The organism is Neisseria sp. RH3002v2f, from assembly GCF_014596375.1.
Classification (GTDB): domain Bacteria; phylum Pseudomonadota; class Gammaproteobacteria; order Burkholderiales; family Neisseriaceae; genus Neisseria; species Neisseria cinerea.
This window is the reverse complement of record NZ_MAYZ01000004.1, coordinates 1-26,891: the sequence shown is the minus strand read 5'-3', so window position 1 is coordinate 26,891 and position 26,891 is coordinate 1. Positions and strand designations below refer to the sequence as shown.

Below are 26,891 nucleotides of genomic sequence, written 5' to 3'. Positions count from 1 at the left end.
CAGGACCGTGAAACGACTCAGCGCCGATGATAGTGTGGTTCTTCCATGCGAAAGTAGGTCACTGCCAAACACCCATTCAGAAAACCCCCGGATATCCGGGGGTTTTTGCTTTGCCAGGAAAAAATGTTGGGGGTGGTAGGACGGTATCTGTACGGTGTCTGGTTGGGTTTGTAGAGGGACGACTTGAAACTTTTGGATATTCATTTTAAAATGACGTAATTTTATTATTTACCACACGTTGAAGGAAAAACCATGAAAAAAATGTTTGTATTGTTCTGTATGCTGTTCTCCTGCGCCTTCTCTTTTGCTGCGGTAAACGTCAATGCCGCTTCCCAGCAGGAATTGGAGGCGCTGCCGGGAATAGGTCCGGCAAAGGCAAAGGCCATTGTGGAATACCGTGCGCAAAACGGTGCGTTCAAGTCTGTGGACGAGTTGACAAAGGTTAAGGGTATCGGCCCTGCGGTGTTGGCGAAGCTGAAGGACCAGGCTTCTGTCGGTGCGCCTGCGCCTAAGGCCCCAGCCAAACCGGCTATACCCGCAGCTAAAAAATAGGGCGGTAAACATGCATACTGCTGAATGGGATAGTAAGTCTGTTCAAAGAAATATGTTGAATAATCTATTCTTATTGGAAGTAAAGTAATGACTGATAATCGGGGGTTTACGCTGGTTGAATTAATATCAGTAGTTTTGATATTGTCTGTACTTGCTCTCATTGCTTATCCAATCTACCGTAATTATATTGAAAAGGCTAGAATAAGTGCGGTACGCTCGGCTTTATTAGAGAATGCACATTTTATGGAAAAGTTTTATCTACAAAATGGGACATTTAAACAAACATCTACTAAGTGGCCAAAGTTACCGATTCAAGAGGCTGAGGGTTTTTGTATTCGGTTGAATGGGGTTGCGAGAGGTGCGTTGGACAGTAAGTTTATGTTGAAGGCAGTTGCCATAGATAAAAATAAAGAGCCTCGTATTATTAAGATGAATGAGAATTTGGTAACTTTTGTTTGTAAAGGATCTACCAGTTCTTGTGATGATGGATTAGATTATTTTAGGGGTAATGATAAGGGTTGTACATTATTTAAGTAGGTTTGAAATTATCGGTGTTGTTTACAAGTATGGGAGATATTGTAAACAACGCCGGTATTTTTATAGATTATGTTTGTTTCTGATTCCGAACGGGATATGGACGGAAGGCAGGATTTCTGTGGCAGAATCCAGATGTATTTTTTGATCATCAAAGAAAATATGGGGTTTGAGTACTTCAAGAATTTTTCTTTTTTCAATACCGCCGAGAAAAAAGGCCTCATTTACGGTTATTCCCCAGCTACGCATTGTGTTAATCACACGCTTGTGGGAGGGGGCATTTCTAGCAGTAATAATTGCAATACGTAATTTGGGTTTGTATTGCCTGTTAGTTACGGAGAAGTCTTTTTCCTGTATTTGGATTTCTGATAATTTTTTTAGGAATCCCGTTAATGGCCCGGAATTATGTGTTTTGTTACTATGTTTCAATTCATATTCTTGGAAAGACCGTATTCCTTGATCTGCATAGATTTTTTCTGATGAATCATCAATAAGAACGCCATCAAAATCCAATGCAATCCTTAATTCCGAATCACTGAGACAACCATCTTCGAAATGAGATGCTAAAACGTGTCCGGCAGGGTAGCCCGCTGTGATGGCTTGTCTCACATCAACTTCATTTGCAGATAAGAATAAATCAATCGATAGTGTTTTAATGTATCTATGCGGGTCTCCGCCTTGAAGGAATAAGGCTCGTGTAATATCAAGCCCATAGGCTTCTATCGAATTCATGACCCGTAAACCGGTATCTGGATCGTTTCTGGATAAAAGAATAACTTCAATTGGTGGGTCGTTTGGGTTTATTTCATTGATTGACAGAAGTTTCTTAATAAATGGAAAGGCAACGCCTTCTTTTAGGGGATGGTTTTGTTTTTCCCTCTGATATTGCCTATAGGTTTCTGCTCCTTCTGTTCTAAATATATTATCCGATTCGGATAAGTCGAATAGGGCGCTTGATGCTAAGCCGATTACAAGTCGTTTCGATAAATCATAGGACATAATAAGGATATCTTTAGCCGTGGATTTATGGAGCATGGTAGCAAAAATCGTATAGGGGTGTACATTACTCATCTGAAAAGGTGAACAGATTTTATAATGCCGTCTGAAGATATTTTCAGACGGCATTTTATTTCCAATTCGTTACAGGCTTGTATTTTGCCCATGTAATATAGTAATTTAAGGTATGTTTGCACTCTTAGACATAAGGACAATTGCAGCCTTCGTCTTTAATATATAAATCACTATCCAGCTTCAACTATACCCAATAGTTTTCCGAAACGCGCACCTCCGCCCGATAACGCCCGGCGGAAGTTTTACAGACAGCACCATACCCTGCTGAAAATAAAGTAGACTGTGTTCGATAATGTGGGGCGGAAATAGGTGGGGCATGGTTGGCTTCCAAGAAGTTTTTGAAATATGGGAAGTTTACTGAGTCAGACGACGTTTGGGAGATGTGTGGGAATCTTTGCTTTATAAAGTGGCAAAAGGTTGTCTGAAAATGGGTCTCAGACGACCTTTAGTTTGGTTGGAAAGGGAAGTAGTTTAGAAAGACCACGTGCGTGCGTACTGCACACACCCTACGCATAAATTTAAGATTCTTTGTAATTGTTGTGTGCCCGAAGGCGCGCATGCGATTGGATGCGGGCTACGGCTTGCTAGTCGCCGCCAACGGCGTCATCGTCTCCATGCTTTGCGAATACTACGCTCTCGAAGGCATTTCCGACTTAGTAGCCACTGTCCGCAAAATCCGCCAAGCCATCAACCTCGACCTCGATGTAACCGGCATCGTCCGCACCATATACGACAGCCGCAGCCGCCTCGTCGTCGGAGTCAGTGAACAGCTCAAACAACACTTCGGCAACCTGCTCTTCGATACCGTCATCCTCCGCAACATCCGCCTCGCCGAAGCCCCCAGTCACGGCCTCCCTACCCTCGCCTACGACGCCCACGCCAAAGGCACCTAGGCTTATCTCGACTTGGCTGATGAACTGATTGCACGGTTGGAAAAATAAATAGGGATATGAAGATAAAAAGGCCGTCTGAAAGGTGGGAAGTACTTTCAGACGGCCTTTGGTTTGGTTCAATCAAGAGTAGATATACACCCTAACAACTTTATACTGATAAAATAAAACCCTCTTTAGCAACAATATCCTTTTCTTCTTTAATATTTTCCAAATCTGGAACAATTGCCAATTTTGAGCCAGTCCGTAACTCTTTCCATGTAGATAAATTTTCATTTTTTAATGCGTTAAGGTGAATAAAATATCTTGTGCCATCTTTTGAACGAGCAAAAATAAATTTTTGTAATCTATCTCCATCTTTCAATTGTTTCCCACTCCTTCAACAATCTCTTCACAGACACCGGATACGGTGTCTTCAATTCCTGTGCAAACAGCGATACCCTCAATTCTTCAATCATCCATTTAAACGCGGCTAGGTCGTCTGAAACGGGTTGTCCTTGTTTCACCAAGCCGTCGGTTTTTTCCTGCCACATTTGTTCCAGCTCTTGAATATCGGCTTCGCGGGCTGCGTCGCGGGCGGGGTTGCTGCTGTATTTTTCGAGGCGCAGGGTCATGGCTTTGAGGTAGATGGGGAGGCGCGGCCATTGTGCCCACGGGGTGCGGGTGGCGAAGCCGGCGGCGAGTAGGGTTTGCAGGCGTAGTCTTAGAAGGTGGGTCAATGGGTGTTTGCCGAGTTTGCTGTTCAGTTCGGCGTAGGCGGCGGCGGTTTCCTGCAGGTAGCGGCTGAGGGCTTCTTTGACGGCGGGCAGGCGGCTACGGGCACGTTTGATTTGTTCTTTGAAGGCTTTTTCGTTGCGCGGCAGCTCGTCTTCGCCGATAAAGGCACGGTCGCAGACGGCTTGGGTAAGGTCGTCGCGCAGGGTGTCGGCGTTGATGTGTTTGAGCAGCATGGCGGCTTGGGTGAAGCCTTGGATGCCTTTGTTCAGGTCTTTTACCTGCTCTTTTAATTGCAGCTTCATCAATTCGATTACGCCTTGACGGTGTGCCTGCTCTGCGGCTTCTGTGGTGTCAAACAGGCGCAGGGCGATGCGGCCGTCTTTTTCTTTTTGCAGGCCGAGGTAGCCGGTGAGCTGCTGTTTGCCGCGGGCGAATTTGATGGATTCGGGCAGGGTGCCGATGTCCCATGTGGTAACGTTGTCGCGCTCGAATTCTTGGGTGTTGTCGCGGAAGGTGACGGCGGCGGCTTGGCCGAGTTGTTGTTGCAACTCATGCAGTTTGCGGCCGCCGGCAAGCTCTTGTCCGCCGTCGTCGATAATGCGCAGATTCAGATAGCAGTGTTCAGGCAATTCTTGCGCCGCCCATGCGTCTTGGTCAATTTGCTCGAGAATCCGCATATCGCCGGCACTTTTGGCGATAAAGTGCGCCAACTGGGGAATGATGGCCGCTTGGCGGTCGGGATTGCTTTCGAGAAATTTGGTGATGAAATCGGGTACGGGCACGCAAATGCGGCGGATTTGCTTCGGCAGGGCTTTAATCAGCAGCTGGATTTTTTCGCGCAACATACCGGGCACCAGCCATTCGAGCGACGGCGCGTGCAGGCGGTTGAGGACGGTTAGCGGCACGGTCATGGTCACGCCGTCGAGCGGATGGTGCGGCTCGAAGCGGTAGGAAAGTTTGAACTTGCCGTCTGCGGTTTGCCAGAATTTGGGGAACTGCTCTTCGGTAATGTGTGCGGCGGCGTGTTGCATCAGATCGTCTCGGCTGAGGAACAGCAGGCGCGGATTGTCGCGCTCGGCGGTTTTGAGCCAGGCTTCAAAGGTGCGGATATCGGCAAGGGGCAAAGGTTTCAGACGGCCTTTTTGGGATGCTGGCTGCTTTTGGGATTTGGGGTCGTCTGAAACATTTTGTAGGGTGTGTGAACTCGGTTCACGCTTGCGGCTGGACGCATCTTTGGAATCCGCGTGCGCAGCTTGCACCACACGCCCTGCGTTGCGCTGGTTTGCTTGTCCGTTTTGTCCGGCCGTCTTGTCCGACTGGGTTTGTCCGCCCTCTTCGCTTCCCCAAACGCCGCCTTTCGCATCTTTCCACACCAGCTTGGGCAGGCGTTCGTTATAAAACGCAAACAGGGCTTCGTCATCGACCAATACGTCTTGCTTGCGCGATTTGTGTTCGAGTTCGGTAATTTCTTTAATCAGCTTTTTGTTGTGGACAAAAAATTCCGCTTTCAAATCGCTTTCCTGCGCCACCAATGCGCTGCGGATAAAGATTTCGCGGGCTTCTTCGGGGGCGATTCTGCCGTAGGACACGGGACGGCGCGGCAAGACGGTCAGACCGTAGAGCGTTACCCGTTCGCTGGCGATGACTTCGCCGCGTTTTTGTTCCCAGTGCGGCTCGAAATAGTGGTAGCGGACGAGGTGCAGCGCTTCCTGCTCGATCCATTCGGGCTGGATAACGGCGACATCGCGCGCGTAAAGGCGCGTGGTTTCAACCAATTCTGCCGCCATCACCCATTTGGGCTTGGCTTTGAACAGGGCTGATGCCGGGAAAAGGTGGAAACGGCTGCCGCGCGTGCCGGTATAGTCGTTGCCGTCGGGCGATTTCATGCCGACGTTGGCGATAAGGCCGGTCAGCAGGGCGCGGTGGATTTGTTCGTAGCCCGCTTCTTTGGCAGCGCGGATTTGGGCGCGGTGTTGTTTCTTATCCAGTTGTTTTTGTTTGAGTTTGGCTGCCAAATCTTGGTCGCCTTGGCTTTCAGACGGCCTTAATTGTTCTTGGGTAGGAGGTTGTCTAAACGCGGCTTCTTTGGTGGTCAAACCCATTTCAATCGCGGTTTGGGCAAGCTGGTGGTGCAGCTCGCGCCATTCGCGCATACGCAGGTGCGACAGGAAATATTGGCGGCACCACTGCGCCAGTTGCTTGTTGGACAAACCTTTATCACGCTCGCGCTGGAAGCTGTCCCAAATGTTCAGATAGGCAAGGAAATCGGACTGCTTGTCGGTAAAACGCTCGTGCGCCTTGGCGGCGGCATCGCGCGCTTCCAAAGGCCGCTCGCGCGGGTCTTGAATCGACAGTGCGGACGCAATCACCAATATTTCCGCCATGCAGTCGTGTTTCTTCGCCGCCAGCAAAATGCGCGCAATTTTCGGGTCGATGGGCAGACGCGCCATTTGTTCGCCGAGTTTGGTCAGGCCGTTGTGTTCATTAACCGCCCCCAATTCCAGCAATACCTGAAACCCATCATTGATATACCGCGAATCGGGCATTTCTAAAAACGGGAATGCCGCTACGTCGCCGAGTTTCAACGCTGCCATGCGCAGGATGACGGCTGCGAGGTTGCTGCGGACGATTTCGGGGTCGGTAAATTCGGGGCGGTTGTTGAAATCTTCTTCTGAAAACAGTCGGATACATACGCCTGCAGAGATGCGGCCGCAGCGGCCGGAGCGTTGGCGGGCGGCGGCTTGGGAGATTTTTTCGACATGAAGCTGCTCCACTTTTGCCCGTGCAGAATAGCGTTTGACGCGCGCGAGGCCGGTGTCAATGACGTATTTGATGCCCGGCACGGTGAGCGAGGTTTCGGCGACGTTGGTTGCCAATACGATGCGGCGTTTTGCGCCGGAGGGGTGGAAGATTTTGTGCTGTTCGGCGTGCGACAGGCGTGCGAACAGGGGCAGGATTTCATCGTTGCGGCGCAGCGTAGATTTGCGCAGGGCTTCGGCGGCTTCGCGGATTTCGCGTTCGCCCGGCAGGAACACCAAGATATCGCCTTCGCCATAGCGTGCCAACTCGTCGGCTGCATCGACAATCGCGTCGGTCAGCTCCACTTCTGCGTCGTCTTCGTCTTTGCTGGTCAGCGGGCGGTAGAGGATTTCGACGGGGTAGGTGCGCCCGCTCACTTCTAAAACAGGCGCACCGTTGAAGTGTTGGGAGAAGCGTTCTGCGTCTATCGTTGCCGAGGTGATGATGACTTTCAAATCGGGGCGGCGCGGCAGCAGCTGTTTCAAATAGCCCAAGAGGAAGTCGATGTTCAGGCTGCGCTCGTGCGCTTCGTCGATAATAATCGTGTCGTAGGCGGCGAGGTAACGGTCGGTCTGGGTTTCCGCCAGTAGGATGCCGTCGGTCATCAGCTTGACGCAGGCATCGCGCGAGGTGTGGTCGGTGAAGCGTACCTTATAGCCGACCGCGCTGCCGATTTCGGATTTCAACTCTTCGGCAATCCGCTCTGCCACCGAACGTGCCGCCAAACGGCGTGGCTGGGTATGCCCGATCAAGCCTGCCGCCCCGCGCCCGAGTTCCAGACAAATCTTGGGCAACTGCGTGGTTTTGCCCGAACCGGTTTCGCCGCAAATAATCGTTACCTGATTCTCGGCAATGGCTTTTTTGATTTCTTCGAGCTTCTCGTGAACGGGCAGGGTGTTGTCGAATTCGGGTTTGGGTAAGGCGGCCAAACGCTTCAAAAAGATTTCGTGCGATTTCCGGTATTTTTCTTCGACTTTGGATAAGCTGCCGTATTTGTTGGGATTTTTGAAGGCGGATTGCAGGAAGTGGCGGTCTTTGGAGAGGGTTTGGGAGAAATCGGGAAACATGGCTGGTGCGTGTGCGGTAAAAAATAGAATTATAGCAAACGCTTTGGTTGGGTTCGGGCAATATCGGGATGGAGAAATGCCGTCTGAAAACCTCATTCTGTCGTTCAGACGGCATTGTTGCTGAAGTTTCAAGCGGCGGCGGAACGGTATTCGAATCAAGGCGGTTTGCCCTGCGCCCCGTCCCGGCTGAGTGAAGGGGCGTCTGCCGGCGTTTGATCGGGGGCGTTTTAATTTTCAGACGGCATTCCCGCTTTGCTGTTTGCTGTTTGCAGTCCTGCGGGCGCATTGCCGGTTTGGGCGGCGGTTTCCTGCAGCACGCGCCGGCGGAAACGCATTCCCGATGCGTGGTAAAACGGCTGCGGCGAAAACTGGCGTGAAACCTGCGAGGCGAAAATGCAGGCAATCAGCATCCAAAACAGCAGGCTTTGCCCGCCGGTCATTTCCATGACAACGACGGCGGAAGTTATCGGGGATTGTGTCGCACCCGCCAGAAATGCCGCCATGCAGATGAGGACGATGATGTTTGCACCCTGCGATATGTCGGCGATGGCGGCGATATGCTCGCCCAAAACCGCACCTATGGTCAGCGAGGGAGTGAAAATGCCGCCCGGGATGCCTGCCCAATAGCTGAAAACGGTGGCGAGCCATTTGGCGGCGGCGAGTCCGAAGGGGGCTTCGTAGATGCCATGCAGGGCTTGGGCGGCCTCGTGGTAGCCGGTGCCGTAGGTTTTGCCCTGATAAAGCGTGCCCAATGCGGCAAGCAGCAGACCCATGACAGCCGAGAGCAGCAACGGATGATTGCGGACGAAGCCCCGTATTTTGCGCGGGGAAAATGCCGCCGCGCCCTGATAGAGCAGCCGTCCGAACAGACCGCCCGCCGCGCCGCAAACCAGCCCCGCCGCCACGACCCACATCAAAATATTTTCCAATACGCCGCCGTTGAAACCCGAAAAATACGGGTTGTTGCCCTGAATGGCGACCTGTATGAAACCAGAGGCGAGCACGCCCAAAAGAATCTGCCTCTCCCAGCGCAACATGATGCCGCGCCCCAGTTCCTCAATGGCGAAAATCACGCCTGCCAAAGGCGCGTTGAATGCGGCTGCCAAGCCGCCCGCCGCGCCCGCCGCCATCAAATCGTTTTCCTGCATCCCTTTGAATGCCAAACCGTGTTTTTTGCACCACGCGCCCCACGCGCCCATCACTGCCGAGCCGACCTGAACGGATGGGCCTTCGCGTCCGATGGATGCACCGAACAGCATGCCCAAAAAGGTGAGCGGGATTTTCAGCAGTGTCGGTTTGAGGCGGATCAGCCGTGTTTTTTGTGCGCCGTAGGGCAGTGACAGCGAGGCGATGACTTGGGGGATGCCGCTGCCCGATGTATATGGCGCATATTTGCGTGTAAACCAGGTGATGGCGGGTAATCCCAGCGGCAGGGCAATCCACGCGAACCATGGGTATTTCTGAACCAGGCTGGTGTTCAGTTCCAGTGCAAAGTCGGCAAGGTGGGCGAAAAACAGCGCGGTCAGGGCAACGAGTGCCGAGCCTGCCAAGAGGAACACAAAGGCGATGCTTTTGCGCGACAGGCGGCGGGTTTGACGGATTTTGCGGGCGATGCGCCGGGGAAGCGTAGGTGTCATGACGTGTATTCCGACATTTCAGACGGCATATCCCGGTATGCCGTCTGAAACGGGTTCAAAATTCTAAAACGGGTATGATTAACGGGGCAATGAGTGCAGTCAGTACGCCGTTGAGCGTCAGCCCCAGTCCAGCGTATGCCGCCATACGTCGGCTGCGTTCGAGCGAGGCGGCAATGCCCATCGCGTGCGAAGCCGTACCGAGCGACATTCCGACAGACGAGGGCATAACGACCGTGTTTTTCAACATTTTGTAACCGGCAATCTGCCCGACGAGGCCGGCGATGATGACGGTGGCGGCGGTAATGGCGGGAATGCCGCCGATGGAACGGGTAATTTCGATGGCAATGGGGTTGGTCACGGATTTGGAGGCAAGGGAGAGGACGACATCGCGTCCCGCTCCCAGCCATTTGGCAAAATACATTCCCGTAACGATGCCCGTAATGCTGCCTGCAAGTTGCGAAACGATGACGGGCAGCCATTGGTTGAAGATTTTCCGGCGGTTTTGGTAGAGCGGGACGGCAAGTACGACAACAGCGGGTTTAAGCCAGAAATCAATGAATTGTGCGGCGTTGTGGTACACCGCGTAATCAATATTGAGGATTTTCAGGTAGGCAATCAGCGCAATCGTGCTGATTAGGACGGGGTTGAAGAGGATGTTGCCCGTCCGCTTCCTAATGATGATGGCGAGCGCGTACGCGGCAAGCGTGAGGAAAAGCAGGATACTCGGCTGTCTGAGGATTTCGTTCATCGGATAATACCCCGTATCCACCGGTGGACTTTGCCGGTAACGATTAGGACGCACAGCGTGCTGGCGGCGGTAGCAGTCAGTATGGGGAACCAGTCGTTGGCGATGAGATCAAGGTAGCTGATGACGGCAACGCAGGGCGGCACGAGGAACAGCGTCAGGTTTGACATCAGCGCGTCGGTCAACTCTTGCAACCATGAAGGTTTGACCCATCCTGCCTGAAGCATGAGGAACAGTACGCCCATGCCGATAATGCTGCCGGGCAGCTTGATGCCGCTGAGGTAAACGGCAGTTTCGCCGACAGAGAGGCAGCCGAGGATGATGAGTAGTGCGCGGATGATGTTCATAGCGGGTGTCCGGATGCCGGCGTGGTATGATTTATTTTGTTAACTGTTTAATCATAACGTTATTCATGCCGTCTGAAAAGCCGGGACGCAAACGGAAAACGGCACGGATGAACCGTGCCGCATGACGTGTACCTTGTTCAGGCTTTGCGGTAGGGGTTGTCCAAGCCGGCAATCAGCGTGTGCAGATAATCGCGTAACTGACGTTCGCTGCAGCCCATCAGCAACGCGTCTTCAAACGTATCCTGTGCCATCTGGTACAGTTCGGTCATGTTTTCGGCCATTACTTTGACTTTTTCGGTACAGGATACGATCTGTCCGTCGTCATCGTACCATTTGGGCATTTCGGGCATACTCATTGCGTATTCCTTGGGAAATCAGTTTAGAAAGCGGGACGAATCGTTTTTCTTGACCCGACGGGCGAACGCATATTTACTGCTCCAATATTTGTGGCTCAGGCTGGTGATTTCGATATTTTTTCCCGTGCGCGGCGCATGGATGAAGCGGTCGTTGCCGATATAGAGTCCGACATGTGAAATCCGGCCGCCGCCGAGCGTGCGGAAGAAGACCATATCGCCGGGCTGCAGGTCGCTTCGGGAAACGGAAGAACCCATCCGTGCCTGTTCTTCCGATGTACGCGGCAGGTTGATGCCCATCGCGCGTTTGAAGATGTGCTGCATGAAGCCGCTGCAGTCGAATCCGGTGGAGGTCGACGTACCGCCGTAGCGGTAGGCGACGCCCAAGAGTCCCATCGCATTGCCGATAAGCTCGTCGGCGGAACCTGAAGTACGGTCATTATTAGTGCGGGCGGTTTGGGTGTATTGCCCGTTTTCGGCAAACTGTTTGAGAATTTGCTCGCGGTTGCTGAGCAGGTTGGTCAACTCGTCGGCAAAGGCGGGACGGGCGGCAAATACCAGCCACAATACCGCCAGAATGACCGGCTTGAGAAAAGAATCCATATCGGTGTTTCCGCGCAGGAGGCCTCATGCCGCCATGCGATGTTATGCTGTATCAATTGAAAATATCTTGTTGATTGTATATAAAAAAACACCGGTTTGGCAAAAACTGCTTGTTAGATTGGGTTAATCTTTTGATTTTATTTGTTTTATCGGATATTTAAACGGGCATATTCTATGCATGACCTTGTTTTCGGGCCGACCGCAACCATATATCCGCCATCCGAACAATCAATCAGAGAGAATAATGAATCAAAATATCCGCCATGCCGATGTACGTACCCGTTTTATTTTTGACGATATGCCCGTACGCGGGCTGCATGTCCGTTTGGAAAACGTATGGCAGCACATCGTGGAGCAGAAAAACTATCCTTCCGCCATCCGCCGTGCTTTGGGCGAGTTGTTGGCGGCGGGTGTGTTGCTGTCGGGCAACTTAAAAAACGAAGGTGCGCTGATTGTGCAGGTTCAGGGGCAGGGGCGGCTGAAAATGCTGGTTGCGGAAGCGACTTCCGACCGTACCGTCCGTGCGACCGCGCGTTGGGACGAGGAGGCAGAAATCGGTGAAGATGAAAGTTTGGCCGATCTTTTGGGCGAGGGCGGCGTATTCGTGCTGACGCTGCAGCCTAAAGACGGCGAACCCTGGCAGGGTGTAGTACCTTTGGAAGGCGAAGGTATCGCGCAAATGTTGGTAAACTATATGAAACGTTCCGAACAGCTTGATACGCACATCGTCCTGTCTGCAAGCGACGAAGCGGTGGGCGGTCTGCTGGTGCAGCGTCTGCCTGAAGAGGTGTTGGATGAAGAGGCATGGGAACACGTTAGTACGCTGGCGCGCACACTGACGGCGGGCGAGCTGGCAGAATTGGATGCGCAACATGTTTTGTACCGCCTGTTCCACGAAACGCCGCCGCGTGTATTCGAGCCGGAAACGTTTGAATTTTCATGTACCTGTTATCGGGGCAAGGTCAGCGATATGCTGTTGATGCTGGGCGGGGAAGAAGTCGGCGGCGTGGTGGCGGAACAAGGCAGCATCGAGATTGATTGCGACTTCTGCCACAGCAAATATGTGTTTGACGAAACCGATGTCAATGCGCTGTTCGGTGCGGATGTGGTCGGCGTTGCCCGAGAGCAGTCCCAACATACCGTCCAATAATCTTGTGTAACAAAGATAAATAGTCAAATGCCGTCTGAAAATCCCTACAGGGTGTTTCAGACGGCATTTTCATGTGTTTCAGACGGCATTTAAAGCAGGAACATGGTTGCGAGACCCAAGAAAATCAGGAAGCCGCCGGAGTCGGTAACGGCGGTAATCAGTACCGAACTGCCCAGTGCGGGATCGCGTCCGAACTTATCCATAATGACGGGAATCAGCACGCCGACCGTTGCCGCCAGCAGGAGGTTGAGCGTCATCGCGGCAACCATGACCAAACCGATGCCGAGGCTGCCGTAGAGCAGCCATGAAACCGCGCCCATGACGGTTCCCCAGATAATGCCGTTGACCAAGGCGACGCCGACTTCTTTTTTCAACAAGCGCCCCGCCTGCATTCCCGTCAACTGCCCCATCGCCATTGCGCGGACAATCATGGTGATGGTTTGGTTGCCTGAATTGCCGCCTATGCCGGCGACGATGGGCATCAGTGCGGCGAGAGCGACGATTTTTTCGATACTGCCTTCAAACGCGCCGATGACGCGGCTGGCAAGGAAGGCGGTACAGAGGTTGACGGCAAGCCACATCCAGCGGTTTTTCACCGAATCCCACACTGGTGCGAACAAATCTTCTTCTTCCTGCAAACCCGCCATGTTCAGGATATCTGCTTCTGATTCTTCGCGGATGACGTCGACCATTTCGTCAATGGTGATCCTGCCGATGAGTTTTTTGTTTTCATCGATGACGGGCGCGGTTACCAAGTCGTAGCGTTCAAATGCCTGCGCGGCCTCTTCCACATCGTCTTCGGCACGGAAACGTACGATATCCTTTGCCATTACGGTTTCTACCAAGTCTTCGGGATCGGCGACTAGGAGTTTGCGTATGGGCAGTACGCCCTGTAAAACATCGTTTTCGTCAACCACGAAGATTTTATCCGTGTGGTCGGGCAGGCTGTCGAAGCGGCGCAGGTAACGCAGTACCACTTCGCAGGTTACATCGGCACGGATGCTGACCAGTTCGAAGTCCATAATCGCGCCGACCTGATGGTCTTCATAAGACATTGCCGCTTTGACTTGCGCACGCTCTTCTTCATCACGCGTTTGCAGCGCTTCGTAAACCACTTGGTGCGGCAGGTCGTCTGCCAGCTCCGCCAATTCGTCCGCATCCAAGTCGTCGACCGCTGCCAACAGCTCGTCTTTGTCCATTGACTCGATCAGCGTTTCGCGGACTGCATCGGACACTTCCAGCAAGACTTCGCCGTCGTCTTCCGGTTTGACCAAAATCCAGACGATATTGCGTTCGCGCGGCGGCAGTGATTCCAATACCGCCGCTACGTCGGCCGGGTGCAATTCGTTCAGAAGGACGGTCAGTTCGGTGAATTTGTCGCGCAACGCCTCATCCTCAATCGGCACGCCTTCCTCAATTTGCGGGAAGGCAGGCGAGAGGATTTCGCACAGCGCGTGGATACGGTCGAAATCGGCGGAAACGCGTTCTACGTCGTTTTCGATACCGTTGTTTTCAAAGTTCGGAGAGGTTTGTTCGATGCTCATAAATGCTCCGCCCGCCGTGCGCGGGGAGGCATTTCGGCGGGATGGTTATTGTCGGTTGGAAGTGCGGGGTGCGTTTGGTAAAAACGGACTGGGAAGATCCATGATAAAAGCCTGACAGGGCAGGCACAGAGTCGGAAACGCCGCTATTTTACTCTCTTTTGTCGGAAACGGCTTGCTATTTTTAACGTAAATGCCGTCTGAAACGCGGAGTTTCAGACGGCATTTTCACCGGCTTGTTACCAGTTGTAGCCTATTTTGATTCCTGCCTGTTTGTGGCGGGCGGTGTTGCTGTCTTTGCCGTAAGCGGCATGAAGTTTGGCGTTCCAGCCTTTGTATCCGGCGTCGATTTGCAGGGTATGCAGTGTGCCGTGGGCGGCTTGCTGCAGTAAGGTACGGTCGTTGACGCTGAGGGCGGAACCGCTGTTTTGGCGGGTATGGTAGTAATCGCTGCTGAAGGCGGGGGTCAGCTTGGCTTGACCCAGTTCGACGGTTTTATCGAGACGGATGCCGGCATGCCATGTGGTTTGGATTTGCGCCGGGCTGTTTATCTCTGCACCGTCGAGTATGTACCGGTTGCCGTTGCTGCGGTTTATACGGATGCCGGCATAGGGTCTGAGGTTGATGCCGGTATCGATTTTGATGCCGGTGTTGATGCCTGCATCCCATGCGTGGCGGCGGACGGCAGCCCCGTCATAATCGGTAAATCGGGTACGGCTGTTGCTGTAGCCTAAATCTGCCGCGGCAAAGAGCGCGCCGTTTTCTCCTTTGACGAACAGATGTGCGCCGTTGCTGCGGTTTCGGGCGGATACGCCTTCATCAAAACGGTTGTTTGTGCGCTCATCGGTCAAAATCGTACCGACACTGAGACGGTCGGTGATGCCGGTTTGGATGCCGATATGTACATAGTCGGTAGTCTGTTGGTAGGGACGGTGTGTGCCGCTATGGTAGTCGGTTTGTTGCGTACCGGTTTCCAGCCAGATGTTTTGCTGCTGCGGATCGGTAAGGTGGCGGTCGATGCGGCGTCCCGCCTGTTGCCGGCCGGTATTGTAGGCGGCTTGTTCGGAAACGGCGGTGTTGGCCGACCGGCTGATTAGTTCGGCCTGGTTCGGCATACGGATGCCGGCAACGCCGGTTTCCAAACTGTGGATTTGTCGGGACAGACGGTTGAGTGCGTTCAGGTAGGCGTGTCGGGCTGTTTCGACGGCTTGCGCATCGCCGCCTTGCCGTGCTTTGTCAAGTTCGGATTCGGCCGTTTCTACACGTTCTATGTACGTATCCAGTTCGGTTTCGAAGAGTGTCAGGTCGTTCGTGTCGGCGGCTTTGGCAACCTGACGGCAGATATCGGCACTGTATCCTTGTGCGGCACACAGGTTTTGGGCACGCGTCAGAATGCCGGTCAGCGGGTCTGTCTGTTTCAATTGGGCGGACAGATATTGGACTTGGCTGTCGATGCGGGCAAGTTCGGTTTGACTGTTCTGCCAGGCCTGTAGTGCCTGCCTGGTCGCGTCAGCGTCATTTTGAGCCTGTCTGCTGATGTCGGTTGCCTGTTGTTGGCGGCTGTGGAGGGTATTTTGCAACCGGATATATTGCCCGTAGATTGAGCGCCGTTTGAGCGTACGGGAGCGGTTGGTCCGGTTGTATTCGGCTGCGGTCTGGTTGAAGTTTTGCTGCAGTTGGTTGATTTCCCGGTTGATTTGGGCCAGTCTGCCTTCACTGCCGTTTTGGTTGGTTTGAGCCTGTTGGTGGATATGCTGCAGCCGTTCGGTTTCTTGTTGTTTGAGGGTGAGTTTGGCTTGTAATTTGTCGTATGCCCGTTGGTTGCGCTCATGTTCCGCACGCGTGGCTTCAATTTGAAGTTCGGCCTCTTTGAGCGGGTTGTACAGGCTGTATCCGTTGTTGTTTTTGCGGAGGATGTAGCGGTATGCACCCAAATCGGCATAGCCGTTTTGGAGGGTGAATCGGGCTTGGTGGCCGTGTTTCGGGTTGAGGCTCACAAGTGCGAGCGATTCGGTTGTTTGAGGTTCTTGTCCGGTGTTTCTGACGTGGATTTGGAATGCGCCGCGGCTGTCCCCTTCCAGTTTGAGGAGGTCGTTTTGTTTTCGGACGATGTCGGTCAGGAGTCGGAATGTGCCGAACCCGTCAAGTGTACCGTTTACGGTCAGTGTGTTGAAGCGGTTGTTGTGTGTATTGTTGGAGAAATCGGGGTTCAGGGTGATTTGTGCGCCGTCAAGCGTCAGTGCGCCGGTGTGGCTGGACTGGGAAAGTGTCCAGTTGCTGTCTGCCTCCATGCGGACTGCGGTGTCTTTGCCGGCACGGATACTGCCGTACAGGTGTGCTTTGCCCAGGCGGAGCTCTGAACGGTCGTTAAGGGTAATGTCGCCGTGTACTTGCGTTGCAGGTAGTGCACGATAGTTTTCGGCTTTTAAAACGGCGTTGGGTGTGCAGTGGGTGCTGCCGCTATGGTAGGAGCGGTAGCATTCCGGTGTTTTGCCTTGGGTAAAGCCGAGGTCGATGCTGGACAGATCGTATGCGGTTATGTCGCCGTCCAGATGCGCGGTATTGCGCCCTGCCGTCAGTCGGGCATGGTTTCGCAGGGTGAAACGCGCAGCCTTGAAGCTGCCGTCGGTCCATTCGTTTTCAAGAACGGGTTCGCGTTTGGCCTGGTGGTCGTAGGCATGGGGTACGGGCCTGCCTGACACAATCATATTGCCGCCCTCAATCAAGACTTCCCCGTTAAGGTTCATGCCGCCGTTGAGCAACAGCGTGCTGCCGGTGCGTTTGGGACGATAGTGCAGGTTGAGTGCGCCGTTGTAACGGTATTCGGGCCGTCCGTATACGGCGGCATTTGCGATATGGCGGGTTTTTTCTATGGCTGCTTCGCGGTCATGTCCGAGAAATTCCCAGTCTTGGGTGCTGTAGGCATCCCATGGGAAGAAGGCGCCGGGGTTGCCGCCTTCTTTGAGGCGGTAATAGTCGGTACGCCTGCCCCTGTGCGGGTTGACGTATTCGTATAGGGCGAGGGCTTGTGTGGGGTGTTTGGACCATTGCACCCATTCGATATTGGTTTTGCTGTAACTCGGTGCGGCTTTGCCCGTTTGCGCGTTCTCACCCAAGTATCCGCCGAAGGTAATCAGGTCGGGGCGGGCATTTTCGGCTTGGGTGATTTGTTTGGCGGCCTGTTGCCTGTTGTTGCCGACAAATTGCCAGCTTGTTGAGTTTTCCATATTTAACGGGAAAAATTCGCGCGGGTTGCCGCCGGGTTTGAGTATGAAGTAGTCGGTCCGATGGTTGCGGTGCGTGTTGATGTATTCGTAAACCGCCGCGTTGCCTTGCGGACGGTTGCCCCATTTCACCCACTCGACATGATCGGGACTGAGGATGGGGTTGCCGGTCAGCGTCAGTGTCGCGGCTTGGTCAGGGTTGTGGTTGACGATTTGCGCGCCGCCGTCCGCATGGCGGATATGGGTAAAGGCAAGGTTGTTGCCGTTGAGGTCGAGCCGTCCGCCCCTGAAGCCGAAATAGAGGTTTTCAGGTTTGATTTGCCGGCTGTCGGCGAGGACGGCCGTGCCCCTGCCGCTGGTGATGCCGACTTGGTTGAATGCTTGTTTGCTGCCGTCTGAAGCAGCTTTTTGGGCGAGGATGACAGTGCCTTCCCCGATGCTGATGTCGCCCTGGTTGATGCCTTGTCCGTTGGCGATAAGCGTGCCTGCACCCAGTTTGGAGAGCCGGTCGCCTTTTGGATTGCTGACTTGCCAGAAGACGCGTTTGCCGTCGGCTACGATAACGCCTGCACCTTGCCATGTGCGGTTTTTACCGACGACGGTGAAGTTGCTGTTGAACTGCAATGCGCCTGCGCCTTGGTTGATATTGTCTGCCAGCATCAGTGTTTTGTTGTCGAACCTGCTGGATAGGATGAGTGTTTTGCCGGCATCTTCAGACGGCATGTGCCTGCTGTCGTTTTGTGGGGCAAGCGAAGGGTTTGCAATGGGCAGGGTGATGCGTTCGTTGAGCCCTTGCAGGGTGCTGCGGCCCTTGCCGCTATCGCGCCATATGAGTTCGTTGGTGGTCAGCCCGACATCCAGCCGGGTTTCGTATTGGCGGATGGTGGAACGGATGAATTCGGGTTGGGTGACGATGTAGTTGTTGAAGAAGTTGTCGAAGCCGGTGTAGGTGCCGAGTACGCCCGCAAGCACCCAGCGGTTTTCATGCTTGTCGAAGGCGAACAGGGGGGAACCGCTGTCTCCGGGGATTGCGTAGGTGTTAAGGGGTTGGTCGGTCAGGCTGCCGCCAACGCGTAAGCCGTGGTTTTGGGAACCCAATACTTTTAGTGCTGTGCCGCCGGTCAGGTATTGGTATGCCGGGGCGGTTTGTGTACGCGTGCCGTCTGCTTTACGGACTTGTTGCGTGCCTGAGCCGAGCCGTACAAAGTAGGGGAAGCGGTCGGCATCAAGGTAGGCATTGGTCTTTGGCTGGCCGTTTCCAAGCAAGGGTACGCTGCTGAGTGCGGCAGGTGAGATTTCGGTAACCAGTTTGTTGAGGCGGGGAAGGTGGTAGTCGTAGCCAGGGTGCGGGTTTCGTGATACGAGGCGGTAGGTATAGGCTTGTTCTTCTGGATTTTGGGTGTCGTTGCCGAATTGTATGGAACCGTAGCCGGAGTTGTGTTTGACGCTGTTAACGTATTGGGGGTGAACCAGGGTGGCGATGGCGGTTTGGCGGTTGCTGACGCGGAAGTCGGGCATGGGGATGCCGCTGAGAACCCTGCCTAATATTTTGCCTTGTTTGTCTTGGATGGAAATATTGCTTGCACCTAAGGAGAACGCGCCTTTATTTTCGGCAAAGTCGCGAAAATATTGGTAATCGACATCGCTGCGGACAATGGACGAATAAGCAGGGGAAACGGCAAAAAGACCGAGGGTGGACAATACAGAATAAAACGGGGTGGTGTGTGTGAAGCGCATGATGATTATCCGTGTAATAGAGAAAATCAACGATTCTTGCGGGTAAGAATCACCGGCCCCGTTTTGTGCTGGATTTATATTGTATATTTTGTTTTTGTTTGATTATAAGGGAACGGCGTCCTTTCGTCTATTGGCGATGATTGTATGATTTTATTTAAGATTTTAATAAAAATCCTAGGAATGGCTGCGTTTTTCCGTTATTTTATTTCGTCCGGTATCGGTTTTTAAGTTCACGCAGCGCGACAAAGGTATCGAGGCTGCTGTTTAACGTTTTCCCGCTCAATGCCTCGACGCGGGCCCTGACGTGTGGCAGGTCGACGCGCAAAAACGGATTGATGCGGCGTTCGTGTGCGAGGGTAACGGGCAGGGTTGGCGTATGCGCCGCCGCCTTTAATGCCGCCTGAATGTCGGCGTTGTCCGGCTCGATATGGGCGGCAAAATCTAGGTTGGCGGCGGTGTATTCGTGTGCCGGGTAGAACAGGGTGCCTTCGGGTAATTGGTTGAACCGTTGGAAGCTGTCGTAAAGCTGTTCGACCGTACCGGTGAACACGCGTCCGCAGCCTGCGGAAAAAAGGGTATCGCCGCAAAAGACGTGTATGCCGTCTGAAGTTTCCATGAGGTAGCTGATGTGGCGGTCGGTATGGCCCGGGGTTGCCCAAACGGTGATTAACCCTTCGCCGAAGGTAAATTGGGTGCCTGCGGTTACGGTGTGGGTTGCTGCTTCGATGTCGGTTTCACCGTAAACGGGCGATTCCATGTAGCCGCGCCACAGTGCGGCAGCACCGCCTTCGTGGTCGGGGTGGGGGTGAGTTACCCATGTTTGGGCAAGCATGAGTCGGTTGCGTACGAGGAATTCCAATACGGGTGTGGGGTCGGAGGGGTCGACGCAGACGGCATGGTTGCCTTCCTGTATCATCCAAATGTAGTTGTCAGTCAAGGCTTTGACGGGTGTGATTTTCATGAGTGTTCCTCGGTGGACGGATACCGTTTAAAGGATGGTATGCCGGAATGCCGTCTGAAATATTCTTCAGACGGCATTGGTTTGAGTAGGGCGGTTAGCCCAAAGCTTTTCTTGCGCCGGCAAAGAGGCGGTACCAGCCGGAGAGTTCCGTCCAGTCTTCCGGTTTCCAGCTCATTTGCGCGGCACGGTACACGCGTTCGGGGTGGGGCATCATGATGGTCACGCGGCCGTCGGCGTTGGTAACGCCGGCAATACCCTGAGGCGAGCCGTTAGGGTTGAGCGGATAGGTTTGGGTCACTTGGTTTTGTCCGTCGACGTATTGCAGCGCGATGCCGAGGTCGTCTGAAATTTTGCCGCCGTGAAGCGCGAAGTCGGCGCGGCCTTCGCCGTGGCTGACGACGACGGGCAGGCTGGAGCCTTGCATTTCGTTCAGAATCAGCGACGCGGATTTCGGAACATGAACCATGCTCAGGCGCGCTTCAAACTGTTCGCTCAAGTTGCGTTTGAATTTAGGCCATGCTTCTGTACCCGGGATAATCTCGGCAAGGTTGCTGACCATTTGGCAGCCGTTGCATACGCCTAGTGTCAGCGTGTCCGGGTCGGCGAAGAAGGCGGCAAACTGGTCGCGCAAGGCGGGATGGAACAGAATCGATTTCGCCCAGCCTTCGCCCGCGCCGAGTACGTCGCCGTAGCTGAAGCCACCGCACGCCGCCAGCATTTTGAAGTCGGCAAGGTGGACGCGGCCTGCCATCAAGTCGGACATATGCACGTCGTAGGCATCGAATCCGGCGCGGGTAAAGGCGGCGGCCATTTCGATTTGCCCGTTCACGCCCTGTTCGCGCAGGATGGCGATTTTGGGTTTTGCGCCGCTGTTGATAAACGGCGCGGCGATGTCTTCGTTTACATCAAACTTCACGTCGGCAAACAATGCGCTGCGTTCGTTGTCGCCAATCAGGGCAAACTCGCTGTCGGCGCAGGCGGGATTGTCACGCAGGCGTTGGATGGCGTGAGAAGTTTCCTGCCATGCGCGTTGCAGGTCGACGCGGTTTTGTTCCAAGAAATAGCCGTAACCAAAGAAAGAAATAGATTCATTGTCAAAATCAGGAGAGCCAATCCAGCTTACGGCATCGATTAAGTTAGCTGCTTTAAATGCTGCATTAACGTAATCTCTATCTTTTTGGCGGATTTGGATAACCGCACCTAATTCTTCATTGAATAAGATTTTAATGGCGGCATGATTATAAAGTTCGTCAGATAAGTCCTCGGCCGGGTCGCCTTGGAAATCCGGGTGATGAATCGGTAGGAATTTATCCATCAGGCAATCTATATCGGTACTGATACCGCAACGCCCCGCAAACGCCATTTCCGCTAGCGTCGCAAACAAGCCTCCGTCGCTGCGGTCGTGATACGCCAAGAGTTTGTCTTCGGCGACAAGTTGCTGAATCACGCTGTAAAAGGCTTTCAGACGACCTGTATCGTCCAAATCGGGCGCGTCGCCGCTCATATTGTTGTACACCTGACCGAACGCGGAGCCGCCCATACGCGCTTTGCCAAAGCCCAAATCGATAAACAGCAATACGCTGTCTTCGACGTTTTTCAACTCAGGCGTAACAGTCTTGCGTACGTCTTCCACTGGCGCAAACGCGGAGATAATTAGGCTCAACGGCGAAACAACGGATTTTTTCTCTTCGCCGTCCTGCCAAACGGTTTTCATCGACAGGCTGTCTTTGCCCACGGGAATGCTCAAATCCAATGCCTGACAGGCTTTAGAAACGGCTTCGACGGTGCGGTAGAGTTTTTCGTCTTCACCTTCGTTGCCGCACGCCGCCATCCAGTTGGCGGAGAGTTTGATGTTGCCGATGTCGCCAATGTTGACTGCCGCGATGTTGGTGATGGCTTCACCGACGCACATTCTGCCCGAGGCGGGCGCGTCAAACAGTGCGACGGTCGGTTTTTCGCCCATAGACATCGCTTCGCCGCGATAGGTGTTGAAGCCCATCATGGTAACGGCGCAGTCGGCTACGGGGGTTTGGTATTTGCCGACCATTTGGTCGCGGTGGGTCATGCCGCCGACGCTGCGGTCGCCGATGGTAATCAGGAAGTTTTTGGCGGCTACGGTAGGCAGGCGCAAAACGCGGTAGGCGGCTTCGGTGATGTCGATATTGCCCGCGTTAAACGGTTTTTCAGACGACCTCACGGTTTGGTCGCTGCGCGTGGTTTTGGGCGGTTTACCGAGCAAGACGTTCAGCGGCAAATCGACAGGATTGTTGGAGAACAAATCGTCGCGCACTTTCAAATGGCCGTCGTCGGTCGCCGTGCCGACTACGGCAAACGGGCAGTGTTCACGTTCGCAGATGGCGCGGAAGGTGTCCAAATCTTTTTCCAAAATCGACAACACATAACGCTCTTGCGATTCGTTACACCAGATTTGCAGCGGGTTGAGGCCGTGTTCTTCCAGCGGCACTTCGCGCAGCTTGAATACCGCGCCGCGTCCGGCATCGTTGACCAGTTCGGGGAAGGCGTTGGACAAGCCGCCTGCGCCGACGTCGTGGATGGAGATAATCGGGTTTTTGTCGCCAAGCTGCCAGCAGCGGTCGATGACTTCTTGAGCGCGGCGTTCGATTTCAGGGTTGCCGCGTTGTACGGAGTTGAAGTCCAAAGACGCGTCGTTCGTGCCGGTGTTCATTGAAGAAGCCGCGCCGCCGCCCAAGCCGATAAGCATACCCGGGCCGCCCAGTTGGATCAGCAACGCGCCTTCGGGGATTTCGTCTTTATGCGTCTGCTGCGCCTGAATACTGCCCAAGCCGCCGGCAATCATAATCGGTTTGTGGTAGCCGCGAACCTGACCGTCAAATTTCTCTTCAAAGGTACGGAAGTAGCCCAAGAGGTTCGGGCGGCCGAATTCGTTGTTGAACGCCGCACCGCCGATAGGGCCTTCAATCATGATGTCCAGCGGCGAGGAAATGTGTTCCGGCTTGCCGTAGTCTTGTTCCCACGGCTGTTTGAGGTCGGGAATGTTGAGGTTGGACACGGTAAAGCCGGTCAAGCCCGCTTTAGGGCGCGAACCTTTGCCCGTCGCGCCTTCGTCGCGGATTTCGCCGCCCGCACCCGTTGCCGCGCCTGCAAACGGCGCGATGGCGGTCGGGTGGTTGTGCGTTTCCACTTTCATGATGATATGCGTGTCTTCTTCGTGGAAACGGTAGCCTTGGTTTTCCGCCGCATTCGGATAGAAACGCTCGATTTTCGCGCCTTCGATCACGGACGAGTTGTCTTTATAGGCAACGACCGTACCTTCGGGATGCGCGTTGTGCGTATCGCGTATCATGCCGAAAAGGGATTTCGGCTGTTTTTCGCCGTTGAGGATGAAGTCGGCGTTGAAGATTTTGTGGCGGCAGTGTTCGCTGTTTGCCTGCGCGAACATCATCAGTTCAACGTCGGACGGATTGCGCTGCAAAGCCTGATAGTTTTCAACCAGATAATCGATTTCGTCGGCGGAGAGTGCCAAACCCATTTCGGTATTGGCTTTGACCAAAGCCTCTTTACCGCCGCCCAAAACATCGACGGTGGAGAAGGTTTCGGATTCGAGATGGTGGAATAATTTGGAGGCCGTCTGAAAATCGGGCAGCACAGATTCCGTCATGCGGTCGTGCAGCAACGCCGCCCATTGTTGTTTCTGTTCATCATTCAAACGACCTTCCAGCCACACCGCCATGCCACGCTCGATGCGCTCGATGCCTTCCAAACCGCAGTTTTCCGCGATGTTGGTCGCCTTGGAAGCCCACGGCGAAATCGTGCCCAAACGGGGCGTTACCAAAAATAAATGCAAGCCCTCGCGCGCTTCGGGCGTTTCTTTAACGCTTTGCGCCGCCAACAAGGCTTGCAGTTTTTCGACAGTCGCGGCATCCAGTGCTTTCTCGCTGCCGACAAAATACCAAAATTCGCTTTTCAGTTTCACTTCGGGCAGACCGAGTGCGGCCGCTTTTTGCAAGAGTTTTTCAACACGGAAATCGGAAAGGGCGGTAACGCCGCGCAAGGGCAAAACAACAGACATGATTCAGCTCACAAATGCGGTTGGGAAAGGCCGTATTATACGCCGAAAGGGTCTGGGTTGCTTGGTAATTTGGGTTAAAGTGTTGACAATCTTCAGACGGCATATGGTTGGGAGAAATACAGGTGCCGTCTGAAAATATTAAGGAATAAGGATTTTATCTGTTTTTCTGATTTTTACCCAAAGAAGGGTTATACGGATAATTGCAGGAAGCAGAGGGCGGGCAACTGCTTCCGTATATTTTGATATCAAATGCCGTCGTTTCCGCACGGTCGGGAATATAGAAGTTTGGATTTACAGAAGCCTTTAAATATTGCTGAGAAGCCTTTAAATATTGCTGAAATGCAGAGGTCGGGATTCCCACCTGCGCGGGAATGACGGTTTCCGGCAAATTGCCGTACCGCCGAGTGAACCGTACCGCTTATCGTTTCCCTGCCGCTTCTGCTATATTTGCATTTGTTTCCGTCAATCAATGGAGTTTGCCATGAAAAAAATCGAAGCCATCATCAAACCTTTCAAACTCGACGACGTGCGCGAAGCATTGACCGAAATCGGCATTACAGGCATGACCGTCAGCGAGGTTAAAGGGTTCGGTAGGCAGAAGGGGCATACGGAGATTTACCGGGGCGCGGAATACGCCGTCGATTTCCTGCCCAAAGTCAAAATCGAGCTGGTGTTGGCGGATGACGCCGTGGAACGCGCGATTGACGTGATTGTCGAGGTGGCGCGTTCGGGCAAAATCGGCGACGGCAAGATTTTTGTGCTGCCGGTCGAGGAAGCGGTGCGCATCCGTACGGGCGAGCGTTCGGATGCGGCAGTCTGACGGCCGGATAGAAAATAAAAACCGCAGCCTTGCAGGGCTGCGGTTTCTTTATCGGGAGATGCTGCTTACCACTCGTAATTTACGCCGACATGGTAGGCTGCGGAAGAACCGGACGAAGTGCCGACTGCCACGCCTGCTTTGGCGGCAAAGTTTTCAGTAAAGCGGAAGCCGGTACCGATGGCGACTGCGGATTCGGATTTGTAGCCGCCGACTGCAGCCGTTACATTGAACCGACCCACGTTGTAAGGTTGGAACAGGCCGGAGAGCGCGGCTTGTTCTGCAAGGCCTTGGCGGGTTTCTTTGCGCAGGTCTGATACTGCTTTATCCAAACCGTTCAGGCGCGTACCGTGTTCGGTAATGGATTTTTCGGCAGAATCCAAGCGCGTACCGTGGTCTTTAACGGATTTTTCGGCAGCGGTCAAGCGTGTCTCCAATCCATTGGCAGTAGTGTTCAGACCATTGATGCTGGTATCAATTTTGACAAATCTTTCGTTAGACTGTTCTTTGGTGTACACGTCGGCGCTGTTTGCTTTTTTATCGATAGCAGCTTTGTTTGTGGCTACCTTGCCGGACACTTCATCCAATGCGGTTTGGTCTGCTTTTTTATCGATAGCAGCTTTGTTTGTGGCTACCTTGCCGGACACTTCATCCAATGCGGTTTGATCTGCTTTTTTATCGATAGCAGCTTTGTTGGCTTTGACATCGGTACTGATTTCATTGATAACCCCGGCGGTTTTCACCAATGCTTCGCTGTTTTCATTGACGGTTTCGGTCAGCTTATCAAGGCTTTCGTCGTGTTCAGCCACGATTCCTTTTAGACCCATACCTTTAAATTCATCGGCTTCAACATCGGCTGCAGTTGCTTCTTTTTCGGTAATCTTGCCATTTTTATCTTTTTTGTAGATGATGTCTCCTTCTTCGAATCCGTGGATGTCTTGGGTATTTTTGTGGGCAGCAATTAAGGCAACCTCGGCAGCTTCTTCGATGTCGGTAACTTTTTCAGCGGCTTTTTTGGCTTCGCCTGCAGCAGTCTTAGCTTCGCCTGCGGCAGTCTTAGCTTCGCCTGCGGCATCTGTTGCAGCTTTTATTTTGGCATCGACGTTTTGTTTGGTGTCGTCGGCTGTCTGTTTGGCTTCATCAGCTACCTTTTTAGCTTCATTGGCGGTTTTAACAGCTTCGTCGGCCTTAGTGTTGGTTTCATCCAATGAAGTGGCGATTTCTTTTAATGTTTCTTCATGGCTGTCGACGCTAGCAGCTACGTCGTTTAATTTTTCATTGGTTGCCTCGATATTTTTCTTAGTCTCGTCGGCAAATGCCGTTACCTTTTCTTCCGCTTTATTCAAGGCGTTGGTAGTTTCATCCAGCGCGTTGTCGGTGGTTTCCAAATCTTTTTTTAATTCATCTATTTCAGATTTGTTGCTTTTTACGGATTTGTCAAGCTCGGCAACGGTGTCAATCAATCCAGGAATTTTTTTACCGTTTTCTTCGACATCGCCGTTTATGGATTTGTTAAGGTCGTCAATGGTGCCAATCAATCCAGGATTTTGGTCGTCTTTTGGGTCACCTACAAGGAGGTTTTTAACGCCAGTAATAGCCGTTTTGACTTTCTCAATCTCTTTGCTGTCGCTGTCTTTTTGTTTATCCAGCTTGTCGCCCAGTTCTTTTTTTGCGGCGTTGATTTTTTCTTCAACCGCGGTTTTTGCATTGGTAATCTCGGTGTTTACTTCTTCTTTGCTGTAAACTTCGTTTTTTAAGTAAACGTCGGCTGCTATTGCGCTGCCGCTGAGGGCGGCAAGGATGGCTGCGGTCAGTACTTTGGATTGAAAGTGTTTCATGGCTCATTACCTTTGTGAGTGGATAAAAAACGGGGCGGGAATCTTTTGCAAGTAGTTTCATTCCTACCAAGTTTGTTTACATATTAGAGTATATGTGAGTAGGGGAATATATACAATACTTTGTCGCAATTTATTTTGCATTATTTATTTATTTATTTATTTATTTATTTATTTATTTATTTATTTATTTATTTATTTATTTATTTATTTATTTATTTATTTATTTATTTATTTATTTATTTTTTTATTTTTTTTTT

The 26,891-nt window shown here is 52.8% G+C and carries 17 protein-coding genes and 2 pseudogenes; 5 read left to right on the top strand and 14 right to left on the bottom strand.

Going from position 1 to position 26,891, the window contains the following annotated elements:
- The first annotated feature begins 183 nt into the window (after window positions 1–183).
- Window positions 184–552, top strand: a pseudogene (locus tag BBW69_RS00540) (helix-hairpin-helix domain-containing protein).
- A gap of 87 nt (window positions 553–639) precedes the next feature.
- Window positions 640–1,089 (top strand): type IV pilin protein, encoded by a 450-nt coding sequence (locus tag BBW69_RS00535; RefSeq protein ID WP_107860413.1) that lies wholly within the window; start codon window positions 640–642, stop codon window positions 1,087–1,089.
- A 60-nt stretch (window positions 1,090–1,149) separates the two neighbouring features.
- On the opposite strand, the gene BBW69_RS00530 is transcribed toward BBW69_RS00535, so the two are convergent.
- Window positions 1,150–2,211 carry a 5'-nucleotidase gene (locus BBW69_RS00530; RefSeq protein ID WP_223169897.1) on the bottom strand — a complete coding sequence of 354 codons (1,062 nt, stop codon included), beginning with the start codon at window positions 2,209–2,211 and terminating at the stop codon, window positions 1,150–1,152.
- A 530-nt stretch (window positions 2,212–2,741) separates the two neighbouring features.
- Here BBW69_RS00530 and BBW69_RS00525 point away from each other — a divergent pair.
- Window positions 2,742–3,050 (top strand): annotated as a pseudogene (locus BBW69_RS00525) (ParA family protein); the annotation flags it as partial.
- A gap of 148 nt (window positions 3,051–3,198) precedes the next feature.
- Here the strand turns inward: BBW69_RS00525 and BBW69_RS00520 are convergent.
- The 7 genes from BBW69_RS00520 to BBW69_RS00490 all read right to left on the bottom strand — a co-directional run bounded on the left by BBW69_RS00520 (window position 3,199) and on the right by BBW69_RS00490 (window position 11,315).
- Window positions 3,199–3,411, bottom strand: a complete 213-nt coding sequence (locus BBW69_RS00520; protein WP_188210075.1) for a hypothetical protein — start codon at window positions 3,409–3,411, stop codon at window positions 3,199–3,201.
- Window positions 3,395–7,630 carry an ATP-dependent RNA helicase HrpA gene (hrpA, locus tag BBW69_RS00515; RefSeq protein ID WP_188210076.1) on the bottom strand — a complete coding sequence of 1,412 codons (4,236 nt, stop codon included), beginning with the start codon at window positions 7,628–7,630 and terminating at the stop codon, window positions 3,395–3,397. The genes BBW69_RS00520 and hrpA overlap by 17 nt, the downstream gene beginning before the upstream one ends.
- A gap of 227 nt (window positions 7,631–7,857) precedes the next feature.
- Window positions 7,858–9,267: a chloride channel protein gene (locus tag BBW69_RS00510; protein ID WP_188210074.1), complete on the bottom strand. Its 1,410-nt coding sequence runs from the start codon at window positions 9,265–9,267 to the stop codon at window positions 7,858–7,860.
- Between the two features lie 55 nt (window positions 9,268–9,322).
- Window positions 9,323–10,015, bottom strand: coding sequence for an LrgB family protein (locus BBW69_RS00505; protein WP_188210073.1), 693 nt, complete (start codon window positions 10,013–10,015; stop codon window positions 9,323–9,325).
- Window positions 10,012–10,359, bottom strand: a complete 348-nt coding sequence (locus BBW69_RS00500; RefSeq protein WP_107961113.1) for a CidA/LrgA family protein — start codon at window positions 10,357–10,359, stop codon at window positions 10,012–10,014. Before BBW69_RS00500 ends, BBW69_RS00505 begins: the two co-directional genes overlap by 4 nt.
- A 137-nt stretch (window positions 10,360–10,496) precedes the next feature.
- Window positions 10,497–10,715 (bottom strand): hypothetical protein, encoded by a 219-nt coding sequence (locus BBW69_RS00495; protein WP_188210072.1) that lies wholly within the window; start codon window positions 10,713–10,715, stop codon window positions 10,497–10,499.
- An 18-nt stretch (window positions 10,716–10,733) separates the two neighbouring features.
- Window positions 10,734–11,315, bottom strand: coding sequence for a C40 family peptidase (locus BBW69_RS00490; RefSeq protein ID WP_188210071.1), 582 nt, complete (start codon window positions 11,313–11,315; stop codon window positions 10,734–10,736).
- Window positions 11,316–11,559: 244 nt separating this feature from the next.
- On the opposite strand from BBW69_RS00490, the gene hslO reads away from it, so the two are divergent.
- Window positions 11,560–12,465, top strand: a complete 906-nt coding sequence (gene hslO / locus BBW69_RS00485; RefSeq protein WP_188210070.1) for an Hsp33 family molecular chaperone HslO — start codon at window positions 11,560–11,562, stop codon at window positions 12,463–12,465.
- Between the two features lie 89 nt (window positions 12,466–12,554).
- Here the strand turns inward: hslO and mgtE are convergent, their stop codons facing one another.
- The 5 genes from mgtE to BBW69_RS00455 form a co-directional block, all read right to left on the bottom strand.
- Window positions 12,555–14,009, bottom strand: a complete 1,455-nt coding sequence (gene mgtE, locus BBW69_RS00480) for a magnesium transporter (protein ID WP_188210069.1) — start codon at window positions 14,007–14,009, stop codon at window positions 12,555–12,557.
- Between the two features lie 236 nt (window positions 14,010–14,245).
- On the bottom strand, window positions 14,246–18,967 hold the full coding sequence (locus BBW69_RS09925) for a S6 family peptidase (protein WP_223169896.1): 4,722 nt from the start codon (window positions 18,965–18,967) through the stop codon (window positions 14,246–14,248).
- A 202-nt stretch (window positions 18,968–19,169) separates the two neighbouring features.
- Window positions 19,170–19,928, bottom strand: coding sequence for a hydroxyacylglutathione hydrolase (gene gloB / locus BBW69_RS00465; RefSeq protein ID WP_003678284.1), 759 nt, complete (start codon window positions 19,926–19,928; stop codon window positions 19,170–19,172).
- Window positions 19,929–20,022: 94 nt separating this feature from the next.
- On the bottom strand, window positions 20,023–23,979 hold the full coding sequence (purL, locus tag BBW69_RS00460) for a phosphoribosylformylglycinamidine synthase (RefSeq protein ID WP_188210068.1): 3,957 nt from the start codon (window positions 23,977–23,979) through the stop codon (window positions 20,023–20,025).
- A 154-nt stretch (window positions 23,980–24,133) separates the two neighbouring features.
- Entirely contained in the window at window positions 24,134–24,367 is a 234-nt protein-coding gene (locus tag BBW69_RS00455) for a hypothetical protein (protein WP_188210067.1), read from the bottom strand.
- A gap of 93 nt (window positions 24,368–24,460) precedes the next feature.
- Here BBW69_RS00455 and BBW69_RS00450 point away from each other — a divergent pair, with 93 nt between their 5' ends.
- Complete coding sequence (locus BBW69_RS00450) at window positions 24,461–24,799, top strand: P-II family nitrogen regulator (protein WP_039854868.1); 339 nt, start codon at window positions 24,461–24,463, stop codon at window positions 24,797–24,799.
- A gap of 65 nt (window positions 24,800–24,864) precedes the next feature.
- Here the strand turns inward: BBW69_RS00450 and BBW69_RS10075 are convergent, their stop codons facing one another.
- On the bottom strand, window positions 24,865–25,887 hold the full coding sequence (locus tag BBW69_RS10075; protein ID WP_370628291.1) for a YadA C-terminal domain-containing protein: 1,023 nt from the start codon (window positions 25,885–25,887) through the stop codon (window positions 24,865–24,867).
- Window positions 25,888–26,891 lie beyond the last annotated feature (1,004 nt).